17 protein-coding genes, 2 pseudogenes and 1 riboswitch are annotated in these 19337 nt (G+C 39.0%); of the genes and pseudogenes, 17 read left to right on the forward strand and 2 right to left on the reverse strand.

The features are described 5' to 3' along the window. Positions 1–12: 12 nt before the first annotated feature. The 6 genes and pseudogenes from JCM9140_RS09655 (at position 13) to JCM9140_RS09680 (ending at position 6630) form a co-directional block, all read left to right on the forward strand. Complete coding sequence (locus JCM9140_RS09655) at positions 13–783, forward strand: enoyl-CoA hydratase (protein ID WP_034745397.1); 771 nt, start codon at positions 13–15, stop codon at positions 781–783. Between the two features lie 56 nt (positions 784–839). After that, entirely contained in the window at positions 840–1610 is a 771-nt protein-coding gene (locus JCM9140_RS09660; protein WP_034745398.1) for an electron transfer flavoprotein subunit beta/FixA family protein, read from the forward strand. Between the two features lie 12 nt (positions 1611–1622). Beyond that, positions 1623–2600: an electron transfer flavoprotein subunit alpha/FixB family protein gene (locus JCM9140_RS09665; RefSeq protein ID WP_034745399.1), complete on the forward strand. Its 978-nt coding sequence runs from the start codon at positions 1623–1625 to the stop codon at positions 2598–2600. 202 nt (positions 2601–2802) lie between these two features. After that, positions 2803–3117: a thioredoxin gene (gene trxA, locus JCM9140_RS09670; protein WP_034745400.1), complete on the forward strand. Its 315-nt coding sequence runs from the start codon at positions 2803–2805 to the stop codon at positions 3115–3117. A gap of 132 nt (positions 3118–3249) precedes the next feature. Next, positions 3250–5024, forward strand: a pseudogene (gene uvrC, locus JCM9140_RS09675) (excinuclease ABC subunit UvrC). A 71-nt stretch (positions 5025–5095) separates the two neighbouring features. Beyond that, positions 5096–5284: riboswitch (Lysine riboswitch) on the forward strand. Between the two features lie 116 nt (positions 5285–5400). After that, positions 5401–6630: an aspartate kinase gene (locus tag JCM9140_RS09680; RefSeq protein ID WP_034745401.1), complete on the forward strand. Its 1230-nt coding sequence runs from the start codon at positions 5401–5403 to the stop codon at positions 6628–6630. A 31-nt stretch (positions 6631–6661) separates the two neighbouring features. Here the strand turns inward: JCM9140_RS09680 and JCM9140_RS09685 are convergent, their stop codons facing one another. Next, positions 6662–7066: a YslB family protein gene (locus JCM9140_RS09685; protein WP_034745403.1), complete on the reverse strand. Its 405-nt coding sequence runs from the start codon at positions 7064–7066 to the stop codon at positions 6662–6664. A gap of 184 nt (positions 7067–7250) precedes the next feature. Between JCM9140_RS09685 and JCM9140_RS09690 the strand changes: the two genes are divergently transcribed. The 5 genes from JCM9140_RS09690 to JCM9140_RS09710 all read left to right on the forward strand — a co-directional run bounded on the left by JCM9140_RS09690 (position 7251) and on the right by JCM9140_RS09710 (position 12823). Next, positions 7251–8600 (forward strand): TrkH family potassium uptake protein, encoded by a 1350-nt coding sequence (locus JCM9140_RS09690; protein WP_034745404.1) that lies wholly within the window; start codon positions 7251–7253, stop codon positions 8598–8600. Positions 8601–8909: 309 nt separating this feature from the next. Next, positions 8910–9539 carry a succinate dehydrogenase cytochrome b558 subunit gene (locus JCM9140_RS09695; RefSeq protein WP_034745406.1) on the forward strand — a complete coding sequence of 210 codons (630 nt, stop codon included), beginning with the start codon at positions 8910–8912 and terminating at the stop codon, positions 9537–9539. 13 nt (positions 9540–9552) lie between these two features. Next, positions 9553–11322 carry a succinate dehydrogenase flavoprotein subunit gene (sdhA, locus tag JCM9140_RS09700; protein WP_034745408.1) on the forward strand — a complete coding sequence of 590 codons (1770 nt, stop codon included), beginning with the start codon at positions 9553–9555 and terminating at the stop codon, positions 11320–11322. Further along, on the forward strand, positions 11319–12068 hold the full coding sequence (sdhB, locus tag JCM9140_RS09705) for a succinate dehydrogenase iron-sulfur subunit (protein WP_034745410.1): 750 nt from the start codon (positions 11319–11321) through the stop codon (positions 12066–12068). Before sdhA ends, sdhB begins: the two co-directional genes overlap by 4 nt. A 290-nt stretch (positions 12069–12358) precedes the next feature. Next, complete coding sequence (locus JCM9140_RS09710) at positions 12359–12823, forward strand: acyl-CoA thioesterase (RefSeq protein ID WP_034745412.1); 465 nt, start codon at positions 12359–12361, stop codon at positions 12821–12823. 111 nt (positions 12824–12934) lie between these two features. On the opposite strand, the gene JCM9140_RS09715 is transcribed toward JCM9140_RS09710, so the two are convergent. Then, the gene (locus JCM9140_RS09715; protein WP_034745414.1) at positions 12935–13159 is read right to left on the reverse strand and encodes a helix-turn-helix domain-containing protein; all 225 of its coding nucleotides are present in this window, start codon (positions 13157–13159) and stop codon (positions 12935–12937) included. 543 nt (positions 13160–13702) lie between these two features. On the opposite strand from JCM9140_RS09715, the gene JCM9140_RS09720 reads away from it, so the two are divergent. The 6 genes and pseudogenes from JCM9140_RS09720 to rph all read left to right on the forward strand — a co-directional run bounded on the left by JCM9140_RS09720 (position 13703) and on the right by rph (position 19329). Next, positions 13703–13966: a phosphocarrier protein HPr gene (locus JCM9140_RS09720; protein ID WP_034745416.1), complete on the forward strand. Its 264-nt coding sequence runs from the start codon at positions 13703–13705 to the stop codon at positions 13964–13966. After that, positions 13966–15680 (forward strand): annotated as a pseudogene (gene ptsP, locus JCM9140_RS09725) (phosphoenolpyruvate--protein phosphotransferase). Before JCM9140_RS09720 ends, ptsP begins: the two are co-directional and overlap by 1 nt. Positions 15681–15822: 142 nt before the next feature. Beyond that, the gene (locus JCM9140_RS09730; protein ID WP_034745418.1) at positions 15823–16266 is read left to right on the forward strand and encodes a MarR family winged helix-turn-helix transcriptional regulator; all 444 of its coding nucleotides are present in this window, start codon (positions 15823–15825) and stop codon (positions 16264–16266) included. A 29-nt stretch (positions 16267–16295) separates the two neighbouring features. Then, positions 16296–17090 carry a glutamate racemase gene (gene racE, locus JCM9140_RS09735; protein ID WP_034745420.1) on the forward strand — a complete coding sequence of 265 codons (795 nt, stop codon included), beginning with the start codon at positions 16296–16298 and terminating at the stop codon, positions 17088–17090. A 284-nt stretch (positions 17091–17374) separates the two neighbouring features. Beyond that, positions 17375–18460 carry a GerMN domain-containing protein gene (locus JCM9140_RS09740; protein ID WP_034745422.1) on the forward strand — a complete coding sequence of 362 codons (1086 nt, stop codon included), beginning with the start codon at positions 17375–17377 and terminating at the stop codon, positions 18458–18460. Between the two features lie 131 nt (positions 18461–18591). Beyond that, positions 18592–19329 carry a ribonuclease PH gene (rph, locus tag JCM9140_RS09745; RefSeq protein ID WP_034745424.1) on the forward strand — a complete coding sequence of 246 codons (738 nt, stop codon included), beginning with the start codon at positions 18592–18594 and terminating at the stop codon, positions 19327–19329. The last annotated feature ends 8 nt before the right edge of the window (positions 19330–19337 follow it).

Here is a 19337-nt window from a genome sequence, read left to right on the forward strand (position 1 = left end):
GGGAGTGAGCAAGTGAGTTCTTTAAACATATCGATTCACGAACATGTGGCCACGATTACGTTAAATAGGCCGCCTGCAAATGCTTTGTCAAAGGCGGTCTTACAGGAATTAGATCATGTATTAACAGACCTAGAAAAAAACGAGGATGTCCATGTTCTGCTCATAAATGGTGAAGGGCGCTTCTTTGCAGCTGGAGCAGATATAAAAGAATTTACTCAAGTAACGAATCCAGCTGATCTTGCTCGAGCAGGTCAGCAACTGTTTGACAAAATGGAACGTTTCCCTAAGCCGATCATCGCGGCAATTCATGGAGCTGCTTTAGGGGGAGGGTTGGAACTGGCTATGGCTTGCCACATTCGATTAGCTACAGAGGATGCAAAATTAGGTCTCCCAGAATTACAACTTGGATTAATTCCCGGTTTTGCAGGGACTCAAAGGTTACCTAGGTATGTTGGAGTAGCAAAAGCATGCGAAATGATGTTAACGAGTGAGCCGATAAGCGGAATAGAAGCTGTGCAATTAGGGCTTGTGAACAGAGCATTTAAAGAAGAAGCCTTGCATGAAGAAGCGAAGAAGCTTGCAGAGAAAATAGCAGCAAAAAGTAGAGAGTCTGTGAAGAGGACATTAGAGCTACTATTATACAATCATTCAGCTCAGTTTGAAGAAGGATCGTTACAGGAAGCAGAACGATTTGGCGAAATTTTTGCAACAGACGATGCAAAAGAAGGGATCTCTGCATTTATTGAAAAGCGCAAGCCTGTTTTTAACCAAAAAAATGAATGAGAAATCACTCAACTTTTTTAAAACTAGTAAACAATTAAGATTTTAGGAGGGACATTATGAATATTTTTGTTATTATGAAGCGCACGTTCGATACAGAGGAAAAAATTACGTTAAACAATGGAAAGATTGATGACAGTTCAGCTGAATTTATTATCAACCCTTACGATGAATATGCCATTGAAGAGGCTATTGTGTTGCGCGATGAACACGGTGGTCAAGTAACAGTCGTTACAGTTGGAGAAGAAGAAGCGGAAAAAGAGTTACGGACTGCGCTCGCAATGGGAGCTGATAAAGCGGTATTAATTGATAGTGAAGAACTAGATGAATTAGATCAATTTACAACGGCTTCTTTGCTTGCAGCGTATTTAAAAGACCAAGAAATTGACATCATTTTAGGTGGGAATGTAGCCGTTGATGGTGGATCTGGTCAAGTTGGACCACGAGTAGCTGAATTGTTAGGAATCCCACAAGTTACAACGATTACAAAATTAACAGTCAAGGAAAATATAGCGACAATCGTTCGAGATGTTGAAGGAGATGAGGAAACGGTTGAAGTTGCAATTCCGGTCCTTGTAACAGCACAGCAAGGCTTGAATGAACCTCGCTACCCATCATTACCTGGAATTATGAAAGCGAAGAAAAAGCCTTTGGAGACGCTTGACTTAGATGATCTTGATCTGGACGAAGATGATGTGGAAGCCAAAACAACGACAGTGGAAATTTTCTTACCACCAGTTAAGCAAGCGGGGAAAATTTTAGAGGGTGAACCTGCAGATCAAGTGAAGGAACTCGTATCATTACTGAAATCGGAAGCAAAAGTTATTTAAGGAGGGGTTAAGATGACTAAAAAGGTTCTTGTTATCGGAGAGGTACGTGATGGGGAGTTACGTAATGTTTCATTTGAAGCTATTGCAGCTGGGAAAACAGTTGCAAATGGAGGAGAAGTAGTAGGTGTTTTATTAGGTGATAATGTAAGCGGTTTAACAGATGTCTTTGCTCAATATGGAGCTGACCGTGTTATTGTAGCTGAACACCCTGATTTAAAAACGTATACAACAGATGCGTATCAACAAGCTATTCTTCAAGTGTTTGATATTGAAAATCCAGATGGTGTGATACTCGGTCATACAGCGATGGGAAAAGATGTTGGACCACGCCTTGCCATGAAATTACAAGCTGGTCTCATGTCAGATGCTGTATCAGTTGAACTAGATGGAGATGACGCCATTTTTACTCGACCTATTTATTCAGGGAAAGCGTTTGAAAAGAAAAAGGTAAAGGAAGGAATTGTGTGTGCGACAATTCGACCAAATAATATTGCTGCACTTGAACAAGATCCAACGAAGAAAGCTGACGTATCAACTGTTGCAGTTGATATAAAAGATTTACGTACAGTGATTAAGGATGTTGTTCAAAAAGCGACGGGTGGAGTAGATTTGTCTGAAGCTAACGTCATTGTTGCAGGAGGAAGAGGCGTAAAGAGCAAAGAAGGATTTCAACCACTTCAGGAGCTTGCTGATCTTTTAGGAGGAGCAGTAGGAGCTTCACGAGGTGCGTGTGATGCTGATTATTGTGATTATGGCTTACAAATTGGGCAAACTGGAAAAGTCGTCACACCAGATTTGTATTTTGCGATTGGTATATCAGGAGCCATTCAACATCTAGCGGGGATGTCGAATTCAAAAGTAATCGTTGCGATTAACAAAGACCCAGAAGCACCTATTTTCGAGGTAGCTGACTATGGGATTGTGGGCGACTTATTTGAGATTCTTCCTATCTTAACGGAAGAATTAAGAAATTTACTCGTTTCCAACTAAAATTATAACGTCACATCAAAAGTACAAGATAATCTAGGGGTTTTTGGAAGGGCAACCATGTCCTTTTGAAAAACCTCTTTTTCTTGTGTAAGTTTATAGTTGTGAGGATAAAATAAAGCGAAGCAATAAATTCGCCAGCAGTGGAAGTGTTTGGTATAATTGTGTGGAAACAATTTTGTAATAGGAAAAGGGAGGATTTTCAATGGCAATCGTAAATGTAACAGATCAAACATTCGCATCTGAAACAAGTGAAGGAGTTGTACTAGCAGACTTCTGGGCACCTTGGTGCGGACCTTGTAAGATGATTGCTCCTGTCCTTGAAGAATTAGATTCTGAAATGGGCGATAAAGTAAAAATTGCGAAGCTTGATGTTGATGAGAATCAAGAAACAGCTGGCAAATACAGCGTTATGAGTATCCCAACGCTTCTTGTTTTTAAAGATGGTGAAGTGGTAGACCAAGTAGTTGGCTTCCAACCAAAAGAAGCTTTAGCAGAACTTCTTAATAAACACCTTTAAGGTGAACAAGTGATTTCATTTTCCAGTATTGGTTAAATGGAATCACTTTTTTATGTGTAATGGAATACTTCCAGTTTTTCTAACTTGCATTTGTCCAACTTCTCGCAAACAATAGAAGAGAGGTGGAATACGATGAGTCAAATAAAAGAGAAATTGTTGATTCTTCCTGATCAGCCTGGCTGTTATTTAATGAAGGATCGTCAAGGTACGATTATATATGTAGGAAAAGCAAAGATTTTAAAGAATAGGGTTAGATCCTATTTTACCGGTTCTCACGATGGGAAAACACAGCGGTTAGTTAGTGAGATTGCTGATTTTGAATATATTGTTACATCCTCTAATATTGAAGCTCTTATTTTAGAGATGAATTTAATTAAAAAACATGATCCAAAATACAACGTCATGTTAAAAGACGATAAATCATACCCCTATTTGAAAATCACAAACGAAGAGCATCCAAGGTTGATTACAACTCGCCAAGTCAAAAAAGATGGTGGAAAATACTTTGGTCCTTATCCAAATGCTGGAGCCGCCACTGAAACAAAAAAGATGCTTGATCGTCTTTACCCTTTACGCAAGTGCCGAACATTGCCTGATAAAGTATGCTTGTATTATCATATTGGACAATGCCTTGCACCATGTGTCGAAGAAGTGACGAAAGAACAAAATCAAGCAATGGTCCAAGATATTACAAAATTTTTACGTTCTGGGCATGATGAGATCAAAGCTCAATTAACGGAGAAAATGATGAAAGCTGCAGAGGAAATGGACTTCGAGCGAGCCAAAGAGATACGAGATACTCTTAGTCACATGGATACGGTGATCGAAAAGCAAAAAATGATGATTGGTGACCTAACCGACAGAGATGTTTTTGGTTTTGCTTATGATAAAGGTTGGATGTGTGTTCAAGTGTTTTTCATTAGGCAAGGAAAACTGATTGAGCGTGACGTGTCTATTTTTCCATTTTATAAAGATGCTACAGAAGATTTGATGACGTTCATTGGGCAATTTTATATGAAAAAAGAGCACATTAAGCCTTCGGAAATTTTCCTTCCTGAGGAAGTAGACGGGGACTTAATTGAACAATTAGTTGGAGTGAAAACCCATCATCCAAAAAGAGGGAAGAAAAAAGATTTACTGGATTTAGCAAACAAAAATGCTCAAATTGCCTTAAAGGACAAATTTTCCTTAATTGAGCGAGATGAAGAAAGAACCATCAAAGCAATTGAACGATTAGGACAAGCGATGGGTATTAGAACCCCATACCGAATTGAGGCATTTGATAACTCTAATATACAAGGTACGGACCTGTTTCTGCCATGGTTAGTTTCGTAGATGGAAAACCAAGCCGAAAAGATTATCGAAAATACAAAATTAAATCGGTCGAAGGTCCAGATGATTACGGCTCGATGCGCGAGGTTGTTCGTAGACGATACATTCGTCTTTTGAAAGAATCATTGCCGCTTCCAGATCTTATCGTGATCGATGGGGGAAAAGGGCAAATTGCAGTTGCTCAAGAAGTGATTACCGATGAGTTAGGGCTTTCGATCCCCGTTTGTGGGTTAGCAAAAGACGAGAAGCATCGGACGTCTCAATTGTTAATGGGGGACCCTCCTGTTGAGGTGTCTTTAAAACGGGATAGTCATGAATTTTATTTATTGCAACGTATTCAAGATGAGGTTCATCGCTTTGCGATCACGTTCCACCGGCAAACACGTTCAAAAACGTTTTTCAAGTCAGAGTTGGATGATATTCCAGGTGTAGGGGAAAAACGCAAGCGTCAACTGTTAAAACATTTCGGTTCGGTGAAAAAAATGAAAGAAGCAACGATAGAGGATTTAAAGAAATTAGCCATTCCGGAAAAAGTGGCAGAGGCTATATTAGAAACACTAAACCAAAAAGGCTGATATCCCTTGCATAAGGGAGGAAGGTTTGTTAGAATAATAGTCAATTGAATATGCCACACTTCGAATATGAAGTGATTGGTAGAGGAGCGAAAACCATTAGTAGACGTGCCGAGGAAATGAGATCTGTAGACGTACGTTAAAAGGGGAATTCGCCGAAGTGCAAGGTGAGACTCATCTTTTCTTGTGCTGGACCTATGCTAAATAGGCATAGGGCTGTCACATACTTACACCCAAGAAGTATGTGGAGAACTATCTCACGAGAGAAACAGGGAGCAGTGTGGTACCGATCGGTATTGATGCAACAGTGAGGGGTTTTCCTTATTGTTGCTTTTTTGCATTCCAATAGGACCGTGAGTATGAAAAGGAGAGAATAGATATGGCAAGAATTGTACAGAAGTACGGAGGGACTTCCGTTGGTTCGGTCGAGAGAATTCAGCATGTGGCATCAAGAATAGAGCGGGCTGTTCTGGCTGGAGATGAGGTTGTTGTTGTTGTTTCAGCAATGGGCAAATCAACGGATGAACTGGTGGCACTGGCAAACCAAATAACGGATACACCAAGTAAACGTGAAATGGATATGCTTCTTACGACAGGTGAACAAGTAACGATTTCGTTACTTTCAATGGCGCTACAAGCTCGTGGAGTTACAGCAACATCTTTAACTGGATGGCAAGCTGGAATTCAAACTGAAGAAAGCCACGGTAATGCTCGTATTGAAGCGATAACTCCTGATCGTGTTGAAACAGAGTTATCGGAGGGGAAAGTCGTGATTGTTGCTGGATTCCAAGGCATCAGTGTAAATGGAGAAATTACAACACTTGGCCGTGGCGGTTCAGATACAACAGCCGTTGCACTAGCAGCTTCCTTGAAAGCAGATCGTTGTGATATTTATACAGATGTTACAGGTGTGTTTACAACAGATCCTCGTTACGTAAAGTCAGCAAGAAAATTACATTCGATTTCCTATGATGAAATGCTCGAAATGGCTAATTTAGGGGCGGGCGTTTTACATCCACGGGCAGTTGAATTTGCAAAAAATTACAATGTCCCTTTAATGGTTGCATCGAGTATGGAAGACATTGAAGGTACATTAATTGAGGAGGAAGTATCAATGGAACAAAATCTAATCGTTCGTGGAATTGCATTTGAGAATGACGTAACAAAAGTAACGGTAAAAGGGCTACCTAATCGTCTTCAGACATTGTCAAGACTTTTCACGACTTTATCCGAACATCATGTTAATGTAGATATTATTATTCAAAATCAAATAGATGAAAATCATATAAATATTTCATTTTCCATTACGCAAAGCTCATTAAAAGAAACACTTGCAGTATTACAAGAAGCACAGGAAGAGTTGCAGTTTACTGATGTTGTGTTTGAGGAAGAATTGGCTAAGGTGTCGATTGTAGGATCAGGTATGGTCTCAAATCCTGGGGTTGCGGCTAAAATGTTTGATGTGTTGGCAAATAACGATATTTTTGTGAAAATGGTTAGTACATCGGAGATTAAAGTATCTGTTGTTGTTCAAGAGATCGATATGGTATTAGCTGTTGAGATGTTGCATAAAGAATTTCAATTAGCAGAAGAAGCCGTTACGGTTTAACAAAAAAGAGGTAAAGCAGCTTATAGCTGCTTTACCTCTTTTCTTGAATGGCATCTCGTTTGTCTGTTTCAACATGAATAAGGATATAATCTTTTTTCTTTTTGTACGTAGCTCCTGTTATGCAACCTTGCGAATGTTCTATCTGCTGAGCAAGAAACCCTGCTTCTAGTTGATAACACCGTTCGTCCTTGTCTGTCATCCAAGAGCCTTTTAATTCAAAAATGTGCAATTCTTTTTTTTCTTGTAATAACGACAGTTTTCCCCATCCTGCCTTTTCAAAAAAAGGAATCATTTCTTCTACAGTTGAGAGAATGTTTTTTCTTGCAAGTGTTTTGCCAACCCAATATAAAATAGAATCATGTTCTTTTCCTAATAATTCTTTGAGTACATCGTTCCTAATCAAATCATACCCAAACTGATTTACGCGATCTTCCATATATACCGCTCCCTCCCATACTCCCTAAAAGCGCAAGCCTGTAAGAGAAATGCTACTCTGATCATATACGATGTTTATGAAGCAAACAAGATAAAATCACCGGGGCTTCAAAAGTTGAAGGGTTCTAGCCTTGCATTTTGTAAAATGTTATACTTAACCGCGAACGTATGCGGAGGTATTAAAAATGAAGTCAGGCTTAAACCAGTTTCTCTCTCCTTTTAGGGTAATCATTATCGCCTATATTATTGCGATGTTTCTATTTAGTATCTTGTTATATTTACCCATATCTCATCAACCCGGCGTTGATCTGACGTATTCAGAAGCTCTTTTTACATCTGTTAGCGCAGTTAGTGTGACAGGATTAACGGTTGTTAATGTCCCAGAAACATACAGCTATGTAGGAATTGCGTTTTTAGCGTTAGCGATTCAACTGGGTGGAATTGGGATTATGACGATGGGTACATTTGTCTGGATGCTATTTGGTCGAAAAATAAATTTAGCTCAACGTATGTTAATCATGGTCGACCAAAATCAAAATACGTTTTCGGGATTAGTCAATCTGATGAGGGGAATTCTAATTGTTGCTCTTATCATTGAATTAATTGGTGCGCTTATTCTTGGTACTTATTTTATTCGTTATTTTGATACAGTAGGAGAAGCGTTCTACCAAGGAGCCTTTGCTTCATTAAGTGCATTCACAAATGCCGGATTTGATGTGACAGGACAATCATTGATTCCTTTTGCAAATGATTACTACGTCCAATTTGTTGTAATTCTGTTAATTATTGCAGGTGCAATTGGCTTCCCTGTCTTACTTGAATTAAGAGAATATTTTTCTAAAAGGAACAACAATTTTAAATTTAGCTTATTCACGAAAATCACAACAACAACGTATTTTGCTGTCTTTGTCATTGGAATTATAGGAATATGGGCACTGGAAACGGGTCACTATTATGTCGGTCTAGAGTGGCACCAGCAGTTATTTTATTCCATATTTAATTCAGCAACGGCAAGAAGTGGTGGACTATCTATAATGGATGTGTCTGAATTAAATGTTGGAACACTGCTCTTTATTTCTGGTTTAATGATTGTTGGAGCAAGTCCATCAAGTGTTGGTGGAGGAATCAGGACGACTACTGTAGCGGTCATGTTTTTAACCATAAGGAGTTTCGCTTTAGGGAAAAGTGACGTGAAGGTGTTTGGCCGAGAAATTCATCCTGAAGATCGGCAAAAGGCATTCATTGTCTTATCCGTTTTTCTCGTCCTGTTATTTGCCGCTGTAACATTAATAGCAGCATTTGAAGCAAATAATGAAATTACACTAATGGCAATTATATTTGAAACAGCATCTGCGTTTGGAACCTGTGGGCTGTCAATGGGGATTACTCCTTACTTATCCTTGCCTAGTCAGTTTGTCTTAATGATTCTCATGTTTATCGGTCGAGTAGGGCTAATTGCCTTTTTATTCTCAGTTCGTAAAAGAGAAACAAAAACACATTTTAAATATCCGACTGAAAGAATTATTATCGGGTAAAATTGCTAGATATTTAGGAAATCGTACTGTTTTGTGGAAAAAGCCCTTAAAATGGGGCTTTTTCCTTTGTATACCCAAAAAAGAGTGAATACGTTTTCTTGACGAGGGTATCTGATGGGAGTACAATAAATTTGTCAGATTTTTTTCACAGAAACTTGCTAAAAGTTTCATAATATTGTTACTTGTAATCTAGTAATTTAGTAATTTATGAATTTGTTAGTTACAAGGAGCAATATATATAGAAGATAGAAAAAAATCAAAGTTCTAAAAATCTGTAAGAAGCAAATTTATTTGTGGGGGGAAAAAGGTATGGCTGGCAACCGGGAATTTTTTAATCGTAAGCTTCATTCATTACTAGGCGTCATTCCAGTTGGATTATTTCTAGTTCAACACTTTGTAATTAACCATTTTGCAACACGAGGAGCGAGTGCTTTTAACCAAGCGGCTCATTTTATGGAGAATTTACCTTTCCGTTACCTTCTTGAAATCTTTTTAATTTTTATTCCATTGCTTTATCATGCAATTTATGGTCTATACATTGCATTTCAAGCAAAAAACAATACGGCTAGATACGGTTTCTTCCGTAACTGGATGTTCCGTATTCAACGTTGGACTGGAGTATTTTTAGTGATCTGGATTACTTGGCATGTATGGGAAACAAGGGTAGCTGCTGCATTTGGTGCAGAAGTAAACTTTGATATGATGGCTAACATTTTCAGTAATCCATTTATGATTGTCTTTTATATTGTCGGGGTTATTGCAGCAACTTTCCACTTCGCTAATGGTCTATGGTCATTCGCAGTATCTTGGGGGATTACGGTAACACCTCGTTCTCAAAAAATAGCAACGTACGTAACAATGGCGATTTTCTTCGCATTAACGTTTGTTGGAATTAGAGCAATTCTAGCATTCATTAATCCAGACTTAGCAAACATTTAAGGAGTGGGTCAATATGAGTAAAGGTAGAGTTATTGTTGTCGGTGGCGGACTGGCTGGTCTGATGGCAACGATTAAAGCAGCAGAAAAAGGGGTTCCTGTTGATCTGTTCTCTTTAGTTCCAGTGAAACGTTCACACTCAGTTTGTGCGCAAGGTGGAATTAATGGAGCGGTTAATACGAAAGGGGAAGGAGACTCTCCTTGGGAGCATTTTGATGATACGGTTTATGGAGGAGACTTTTTAGCGAATCAACCTCCAGTAAAAGCGATGACAGAAGCAGCGCCTGGCATCATCCACTTAATGGATCGTATGGGTGTTATGTTTAACCGTACTCCAGAAGGATTACTAGATTTCCGTCGCTTTGGAGGAACGCAACATCACCGTACAGCATTTGCTGGTGCAACAACTGGTCAGCAGTTATTATATGCCCTTGATGAGCAAGTTCGTCGTCATGAAGTAAGTGGACTTGTTACAAAGTACGAAGGCTGGGAATTTCTATCAGCTATCGTAGATGATGAAGGAACCTGTCGTGGGATTACGGCTCAAGACTTAAAGTCGTCTGAGATCCGTAGTTTCCAAGGTGATGCTGTTATTATGGCTACAGGTGGTCCTGGAATTATTTTTGGTAAATCAACAAACTCCGTTATTAACACAGGATATGCAGCGGCAAAACTTTATCAGCAAGGCGTTTATTATGCAAATGGGGAGTTTATTCAGATTCACCCAACAGCAATTCCTGGTGATGACAAACTGAGATTAATGAGTGAATCAGCTCGTGGAGAAGGTGGACGAGTTTGGACGTATAAAGATGGTAAACCTTGGTACTTCCTTGAAGAGAAATATCCAGCATACGGTAACCTTGTTCCTCGTGATATTGCAACACGTGAAATCTTTGACGTCTGTGTTGAGCAAAAACTAGGAATCAATGGCGAGAACATGGTATACCTGGATCTTTCACATAAAGATCCAAAGGAGCTTGATATCAAACTTGGTGGAATCATCGAAATCTATGAAAAATTCATGGGTGATGATCCTCGTAAAGTACCTATGAAGATTTTCCCTGCCGTACATTATTCAATGGGTGGTATGTGGATTGATTACGATCAGATGACAAACATCCCTGGATTATTTGCAGCAGGTGAGTGTGATTACTCACAGCATGGTGGTAACCGTTTAGGTGCAAACTCGCTTCTTTCTGCGATTTATGGAGGAATGGTAGCTGGACCTAAGGCTGTTGAATATATGAATGGATTAGACAAATCAGCTGATTCTATGCCTTCATCTTTATTTGAAAATGAAGTGAAGAAAGAACAGCAAGCATTTGACGACATTATGAAAATGGATGGAAAAGAAAATGCCTACATTCTTCATAAAGAGCTTGGTGAATGGATGACGGATAACGTAACAGTTGTTCGTTACAATGACAAACTTCTTAAAACAGATGAAAAAATTCAAGAACTGATGGAGCGTTACAAGAATATTAACATCAACGATACAGCGAAATGGAGCAACCAAGGGGCATCTTTCACTCGTCAATTAGATGGGATGCTAAGCCTGGCTCGTGTTATTACACTGGGAGCTTATAACCGTAATGAAAGTCGTGGAGCTCATTATAAGCCAGATTTCCCTGAACGTAATGATGAAGAGTTCTTGAAAACAACAAAAGCGAAATTTAACCCTGCTACAAATGGTCCTGACTTTTCATGGGAAGAAGTTGACACGTCGCTTATCAAGCCTCGTAAACGTGACTACTCACAAAAAAAGCAAGGAGCTGCTAAATCATGAGTGATAAAACAATTAAATTTAAAGTAACACGTCAAGATGATCCAAACAGTGCTCCTTATGTAGAGGAGTTTGAAGTACCATATCGTCAAAATATGAACGTGATCTCGGCTCTAATGGAATTCCGCCGTAATCCAGTTACAACAAGCGGAAAAGAGACAACACCAATTGCATGGGATATGAACTGCTTAGAGGAAGTTTGCGGAGCATGTTCAATGGTTATTAACGGTAAGCCTCGTCAATCGTGTACGGCGTTAGTTGACCAACTAGAGCAGCCAATTCGTCTTGAGCCAATGAAAACTTTCCCGGTTGTACGTGACTTAATTGTTGACCGTAGTCGTATGTTTGATTCATTGAAAAAAGTAAAAGCATGGATTCCGATTGATGGAACGTATGATCTTGGACCAGGTCCAAGAATGGCTGAAACAAAGAGACAATGGGCATATGAACTATCAAAATGTATGACATGTGGTGTTTGTTTAGAGTCTTGTCCAAATGTAAACAGCAAGTCTGACTTTATTGGACCTGCTCCGTTATCTCAAGTTCGCTTGTTCAATGCTCACCCAACTGGTGAGATGAATAAGGAAGAACGTTTAGAAACGATTATGGGCGAAGGCGGACTCGCAAACTGTGGTAACTCACAAAACTGTGTGCAATCATGTCCAAAAGGTATTCCATTAACAACATCAATTGCCGCATTAAACCGTTCAACAACATTACAATCATTTAAAAACTTCTTCGGTGCGTAAGTAATGTAAGGTCTAGCTTCTTCAAAAAAGAGGCTAGGCCTTTTTTAAAAGGTCACTACTTTGTTGTTGTTGTTTTATGGTTAGGTGTTCTTCTCATGTTCGTTCCATTGCGCTGCAGCCACTCGCTTTCCGCGGGGAGGTGTCGAGCCTCCTCGGCTTCACCTGTGGGGTCTCGACCCTACCTCTATTTCCCGCAGGAGTCGAGTGGCTTCCGCTCCATTTCACTAGGAGAAATACCTTTTAGTCACAGCAACAACTTTTCAAAAAATCAAAAAAAGGGTGTGAGAAGAATGAGAACGCCAGATTATATTGAAAATATGTTCGAGTGGGGAAAGTCTTTTCAGTTCTTTATTCCGGTAAAAGTGCGATTCAGCGAAACAGATGCGTTTGGTCATGTAAACAATACAAATGCATTTGTGTACTTTGAAGATGTGCGCATTGAGTTCTACAAACAGATAGGTCTAATGAAAAGATGGGAAAGTGAAAAAAATGAAAGCATCATTGTCGTTGCGAACTTACAATGTGACTATTACAAACAAATTCAATTTGGAGAACGAATAAAGGTAGGAACGAAGGTGGAGCAGGTAGGAGGAGCCTCTCTTGACATGCATTACATTGCGTTAAACGAGGATGGAGACATTTGCCTAACTGGACGAGGGACGATGGTGCAAATAAGCAAAATGACAGGACAAGCCATTCCATTTGATGAAGAAGCGAGACGATTATTAGAAAATCCTATTCAGCTGAGTGAATAAAAGAAGATCCGCAATGCTCGCTGTTGGAGTATTGCGGATCTTGTAAAATATGAGACGACTAAAACGTTAGCGACCAACGAAATGGTAGAAGAGCTGTAAATTTTAGCCTACCTATATTTCAAGTTCACCCAATCTTACTAATTCGATTACAGCTTGAGAGCGCCCCTTTACTCCCAACTTTTGCATCGTATTAGAGATATGGTTTCGTACTGTTTTTTCACTTATGAAAAGCTCTTGTGCGATATCTCTTGTAGTTTTATCTTGGACGAGTAATTCAAAAACTTCACGTTCCCTTTTTGTAAGCAAGGGTTTAGGTCCAAAATCTGCTCCTTTCAATGAGTTCACTCCTTCTTGCTCGGGCTGAGAGCGCTTTGTGGGGACTAATTCCCACTATTTGAAGGGTTTTAGTCTCGATAGTATATGTGTGCAAGGCGTACTACGTGTTTTATTTCAGGCAATCGTTCACTTTTTTATTTATATTTTTTGATTGGATTATGACGAAATTTCGACAAGGTTCTACTTCGACAACTAATCTATTGAAAAGCGTTAAAAGCCTATGCTATACTGTTAATGGCTTTAATAAGCACACATCTTACAATACTATATTGTATAACTTCCAAATTGTGCATTTAATACGTGTTACTGATTCGATCAGGCATAAGTATTTGAAGTGTATATGGGATTTCTTTGGGGTACTCTAATAAAGAGCACTTACTTATTGTGATCTACATATTCCTTTCTTTACTTATGCCTTTTTAAATATCCTTCACAAAATGTTGTTTAAATGTGCAAATGTAGAAGACAATAAGTATAATGACAAAAGAAAAAGGTCTCTTTTTCTTATTAAAAATTCTTATGAAAAGAAAGAGGTAGATGATTATGGCAGAAAAAACATTTTTAATTACAGCAGATACGGGAATTCATGCACGTCCAGCAACTCAACTAGTAAACAAAGCAGGTCAATTCTCTTCAGATATTACACTTGAGTACAAAGGTAAATCTGTTAACTTAAAATCAATTATGGGTGTTATGTCTTTAGGCGTTGGCAAAGGTGCAGAAGTTACTGTAAAAGCTGAAGGATCTGATGCTGATGAGGCACTTCAAGCTATTGAAGGTGTAATTAAGGAAGGATTAGGAGAATAATGCAAAAATTGACGGGTATCGCAGCTTCTTCTGGTGTCGCGATTGCGAAAGCGTTCGTACATGAAGAGCCTGATATGACGATCGAATTAAGAGAGATTCAAGATCCAACTAGTGAAGTTCAACGTTTAGACGACGCGCTTGCGAAGTCTAAAGAAGAACTATCTGTTATTAAAGACAAAACGGAAAAAGAGCTTGGGCCTGATAAAGCTGAAATTTTTGCTGCACACCTATTAGTTCTTAGTGACCCTGAGCTTGTTGATGCAGTAAAAACGAAGATTACAGATGACAAGCAAAACGCTGAGTATGCAATGAATGAAGTATCTTCTATGTTTATTACGATGTTCGAAAACATGGATAATGAATACATGAAGGAACGTGCAGCGGATATTCGTGACGTTTCAAAACGTGTACTTGGACATTTACTGGGCCTGGAAGTTCAATCATTAGCAACCATCTCAGAAGAAACGGTTATTATTGCCGAAGATTTAACACCTTCTGATACAGCTCAATTAAATCCTGTTTTCATTAAGGGTTTTGCTACAGATATCGGTGGACGTACTTCACACTCAGCAATCATGTCTAGATCGCTAGAAATTCCAGCTGTTGTTGGGACGAAAGAAGTGACTAAACAAATTCAAACCGGTATGACAGTAATTGTTGACGGGTTAGATGGAGCAGTCATTATTGAGCCTTCTCAGGAAGAAATTGCAGCATATACGAAGAAACGTGATGATTTTGCGAAACAAAAAGCTGAGTGGGCGAAGCTAGTCAATGAGCAAACAACAACAAAAGACGGTCAGCACGTTGAACTTGCAGCGAACATAGGAACACCAAAAGATTTAGAAGGTGTTATTAACAATGGAGCTGAAGGAATTGGACTGTACCGTACAGAATTTCTTTATATGGGAAGAACAGAACTTCCATCTGAGGAAGAGCAGTTTCAAGCATATAAGGAAGTAGTGGAACGTATGGAAGGGAAACCAGTTGTCATCCGCACGTTAGACATTGGTGGAGACAAAGAGCTTCCGTACTTAAATCTTCCAAAAGAGATGAACCATTTTTAGGGTTCCGTGCCATTCGTCTCTGCTTAGAAGAAAAGGAAATTTTCCGTACGCAATTGCGTGCTCTTTTAAGAGCGAGTGCATTTGGTAACTTGAAAGTTATGTTCCCGATGATTGCAACACTTGATGAATTCCGCCAAGCGAAAGCGATGCTACTTGAAGAAAAAGATCAATTAGTAGCAAACGGTGTATCCGTTTCAGATTCGATTGAAATTGGAATGATGGTTGAAATTCCGTCAACAGCCGTTGCAGCTGATTTATTTGCTAAAGAAGTTGATTTCTTTAGTATTGGAACAAATGATTTGATTCAATATACAATGGCTGCTGATCGCATGAATGAACAAGTTTCTTATTTATATCAACCGTATCACCCTGCTATTTTACGTTTAGTAAAAATGGTCGTAGATGCTGCTCATAAAGAAGGCAAATGGGCTGGTATGTGTGGTGAAATGGCCGGTGATGAGGTGGCAATTCCACTTTTATTAGGTCTAGGTTTAGATGAATTTAGTATGAGTGCTACATCCATATTACCTGCTCGTAATCAGTTATTATCTCTTTCAAAAGAAGAATTATCTTCTTTTGCGAATGACATGATCTATTTAGATACGGCAGATGAAGTGGAAAAGCGTGTTCGTGAGACATACATGAAATAATAAAGGGGGGGTTGACTTTATGGTCAACCTCTTTTTACTGTAGAACTACTTCGAAGATTAGCGATAATTGTCATATAAATGCCTTGCTTTTCCTAATAAAACAAGCGACAATTAGTTTAGTTATTATTGGAGGTGCGTAAAGGTGGAACATCGCCAAATTGAAGAAATTGAACGTTCATTACGAAGAGTATCAGAAATGGTTAAACAAAAGGGGCGAGAAATCCTAACGCAATTTCCCATTACCCCACCGCAGTTTGTAGCATTACAATGGTTAAACGAATATGGTGATATGACAATAGGTGAGCTGTCTACAAAAATGTATTTAGCATGTAGCACAACGACCGATTTAGTAGATAGAATGGAAAAAAATGAGTTAGTAGAACGAGTAAAAGATAAGAATGATCGGCGTGTAGTCCGAATTCATTTATTAGATAAAGGCCGTACGATTATTGAAGAAGTGATAAAAAAACGTCAAGATTACTTAGAAGGAATCCTTTCTGATTTTTCAAAAGAAGAGGTAGATTTCCTTGAAAAGAGTTTGCATGTTCTTCATGAAGAAATGAAAACAACTAGAGCGAACTCATAATTACGATTAGATAGAATGAGGGGAATTGTTTGGATAGGCGAATTGGAGTAATTGATTCGGGATTAGGGGGTCTCACCGTAGCAAAAGAAATTATGAGGCAACTTCCGAAAGAAGAAATAGTCTATATAGGTGATTCGGCAAGATGTCCATATGGACCGAGATCAGAACAGGAAGTTCGTAAATTCACATGGGAAATGATCGATCATCTGTTAAAAGAAAAGATTAAAATGTTAGTCATTGCTTGCAACACCGCGACAGCTGTAGTGCTTGAAGAAGTGAAAAGAGAGCTGTCTATTCCTGTAATTGGGGTGGTACATCCAGGTGCTATTAGTGCCCTAAAAGTTACGAAAAGAGATCATGTGGCTATTATAGGAACGACAGGTACGATCCGAAGTCAGGCATACGAAAAAGCGTTAAAGGCAATCAATAGTGAAGTAAAGGTCGAAAGCCTTGCTTGCCCACCCTTCGTGCCTTTAGTAGAAAGAGGAATATTCGACGGGGTAGAAGCTGAGCAAATCGTTAATGAGGCTCTCAAGCCTTTAGATCATCTTGCATATGATACGCTTATTTTAGGCTGCACTCACTATCCGTTATTAAAAGAAGTGATTGGAAAGCGAGTAGGTGAACATATTAACCTCATTTCATCGGGCGATGAAACTGCGCGTGAGGTTAGTAGTCTTTTATATCATAAGAATTTGTTATTTACTCAAGAAAGGCAGCCGTCTCATCGATTCTACACAACTGGAGATGAAGTGCGCTTCAAACTATTAGCAGATCAGTGGTTAGAAATGAATGTTGATTGTGTGAAAACGAATTTACAATAATAGATGAATAAAAGTAGGTAAGCAATGTTCCATTCTCAAGGTTTTAAGAGAGCGTTAGGGACTTTGCTATTTGAGTGTGCCAAAAGGTCAACTAAGTTGATTTTTGGCACACTTTTTTATTGGCTGTTCTCGTAAGTTTACTAATAGTGAAATGAAATGGAAGCGACTCAGTGTGTTCTATTGCATAAAAGAAGAAAAAAATAGGACAAATTTTAATAAAGATGGTCTATTCTTTTTTGGGGGCTCGTATACATCTAGTACAAACTATCTTAGGAGGGAAAACAATGCGCAAAGTATTACGAAAAGGGGTTCCCATTCTTGCATTCACAATGTTAACAATGGCAGCTTGTTCCTCTGGAGCGAACGAAGCTGGAAATGAGATGGATACACCACCAACGAATTACTTAGAAGAGGATGAATCATTAGGTCTAGAAGAGGACACAGATGACGTACCTGATGAAGCAGAAGGTGATGAGGAAAATTCAGGTGATGATGCGACAAGTGATTCTGTGCAACGTGAATTATATTTAATCGACTCAAATGGATTAGTCGTCCCACAAACATTTGAGTTACCTAAAACAGAAAGTGTGCTTAAACAGTCATTAGAATACTTAGTAGATGGTGGTCCTGTTACGGAATTACTCCCTAATGGATTCCAAGCAGTTTTGCCGGCTGGCACAGAGGTAACGGTAAACTTGAAAAGTGATGGGATGGCTGTAGCAGACTTTTCAAATGAATTTAAAGATTATAATCCAAGCCAAGAAAAGCAAGTTTTAGAAGCTGTTACGTGGACGTTAACTCAATTTGAAAATGTTGATAGTGTTCAAATCAATGTGAATGGATATAAGCAAGATACAATGCCTGTTGATGGAACACCAATTGGAGAAGGAGTTAGCCGTGCTAACGGAATTAACTTAGAAACAGGTTCTGTGACAGATGTTGTAAATAGCAAGGCGGTTACTCTTTACTTTCTAGCTCAACACGGTGAAAATACGTACTATGTTCCGGTAACACGCCGAGTGGCAACGGGTACAGAATCTCTTACTGCAGCTGTTGAAGAGTTGTTAAAGGGACCATCGAACGAGTCGCAGCTTATTACAGATTTCCGTCATGAAGTTGCATTGATTGACGAGCCACTTTATGAGAATGGCACGGTCACTTTAAACTTTAATGAGTCATTGCTTTCACAAAATCAAGGTTCTGCTGTATCGAGCGAAGTGTTAAACATGTTGGCACTGACTTTAACAGAACAAGAAGGAATTGAAAAAGTTGCTGTTCAAGTGAACGGGGAAGCAGATATATTATCAGAGTCAGGGAATGTGGTGGAGCCTGTTTCAAGACCAACACTTGTAAACACAGGTGCTTATTAACAAGTTGATTGGACTCTCGTAACAAAATTCTTTATAATGATGATAGTAAAAAGGAGGAGCGATTAGGCTTCCTCCTTTTTATCCTTACATAAAATTTATATGGATAGAGCCAGTACATTTAGGAGGTTGTCATGAGAGTTGACGGACGTGAAGTAGATCAAATTAGAGAGGTAACGATTGAAACCAATTATGTGAAACATCCAGAAGGTTCTGTCTTAATTTCAATGGGAGATACAAAAGTAATATGTACAGCAACGGTAGAGGACCGGGTTCCTCCTTTTTTAAGAGGGCAAGGCAAGGGATGGATTGCTGCAGAATATTCAATGTTACCTAGAGCGACAGAAACGAGAAACATCCGAGAATCCTCAAAAGGAAAAGTATCAGGAAGAACGATGGAGATTCAACGATTGATTGGAAGAACGTTACGATCAGTTATTGATCTAGAAAAACTTGGAGAGCGTACAGTTTGGATTGATTGCGATGTTATCCAGGCTGATGGTGGAACAAGAACCGCATCAATTACGGGCGCTTTCGTGGCATTAGCACTTGCGTTGGAAAAAGTAATGTCAAAAGGAAAAATTAAAGAGTGGCCAATTCGTGATTTCTTAGCAGCTATTTCAGTAGGGGTCGATCAAAAAAGAGGAGAAATTCTTGACCTTTGTTATGTGGAGGACGCTGCAGCAAAAGTAGATATGAATGTAGTTATGACAGGGAATTTTGAATTTGTTGAACTTCAAGGTACCGGTGAGGAAGCAACCTATTCAAGAGCTCAACTTAACAAATTGCTTGATTTAGCTGAAACGGGGATTAATGCGCTTATTACGAAGCAAAAGGAAGCGTTAGGAGAAATTGCAACTCGTATCAAATAAGAATAATA

The organism is Halalkalibacter wakoensis JCM 9140 (assembly GCF_000513095.1).
Lineage (GTDB): Bacteria > Bacillota > Bacilli > Bacillales > Bacillaceae_D > Halalkalibacter > Halalkalibacter wakoensis.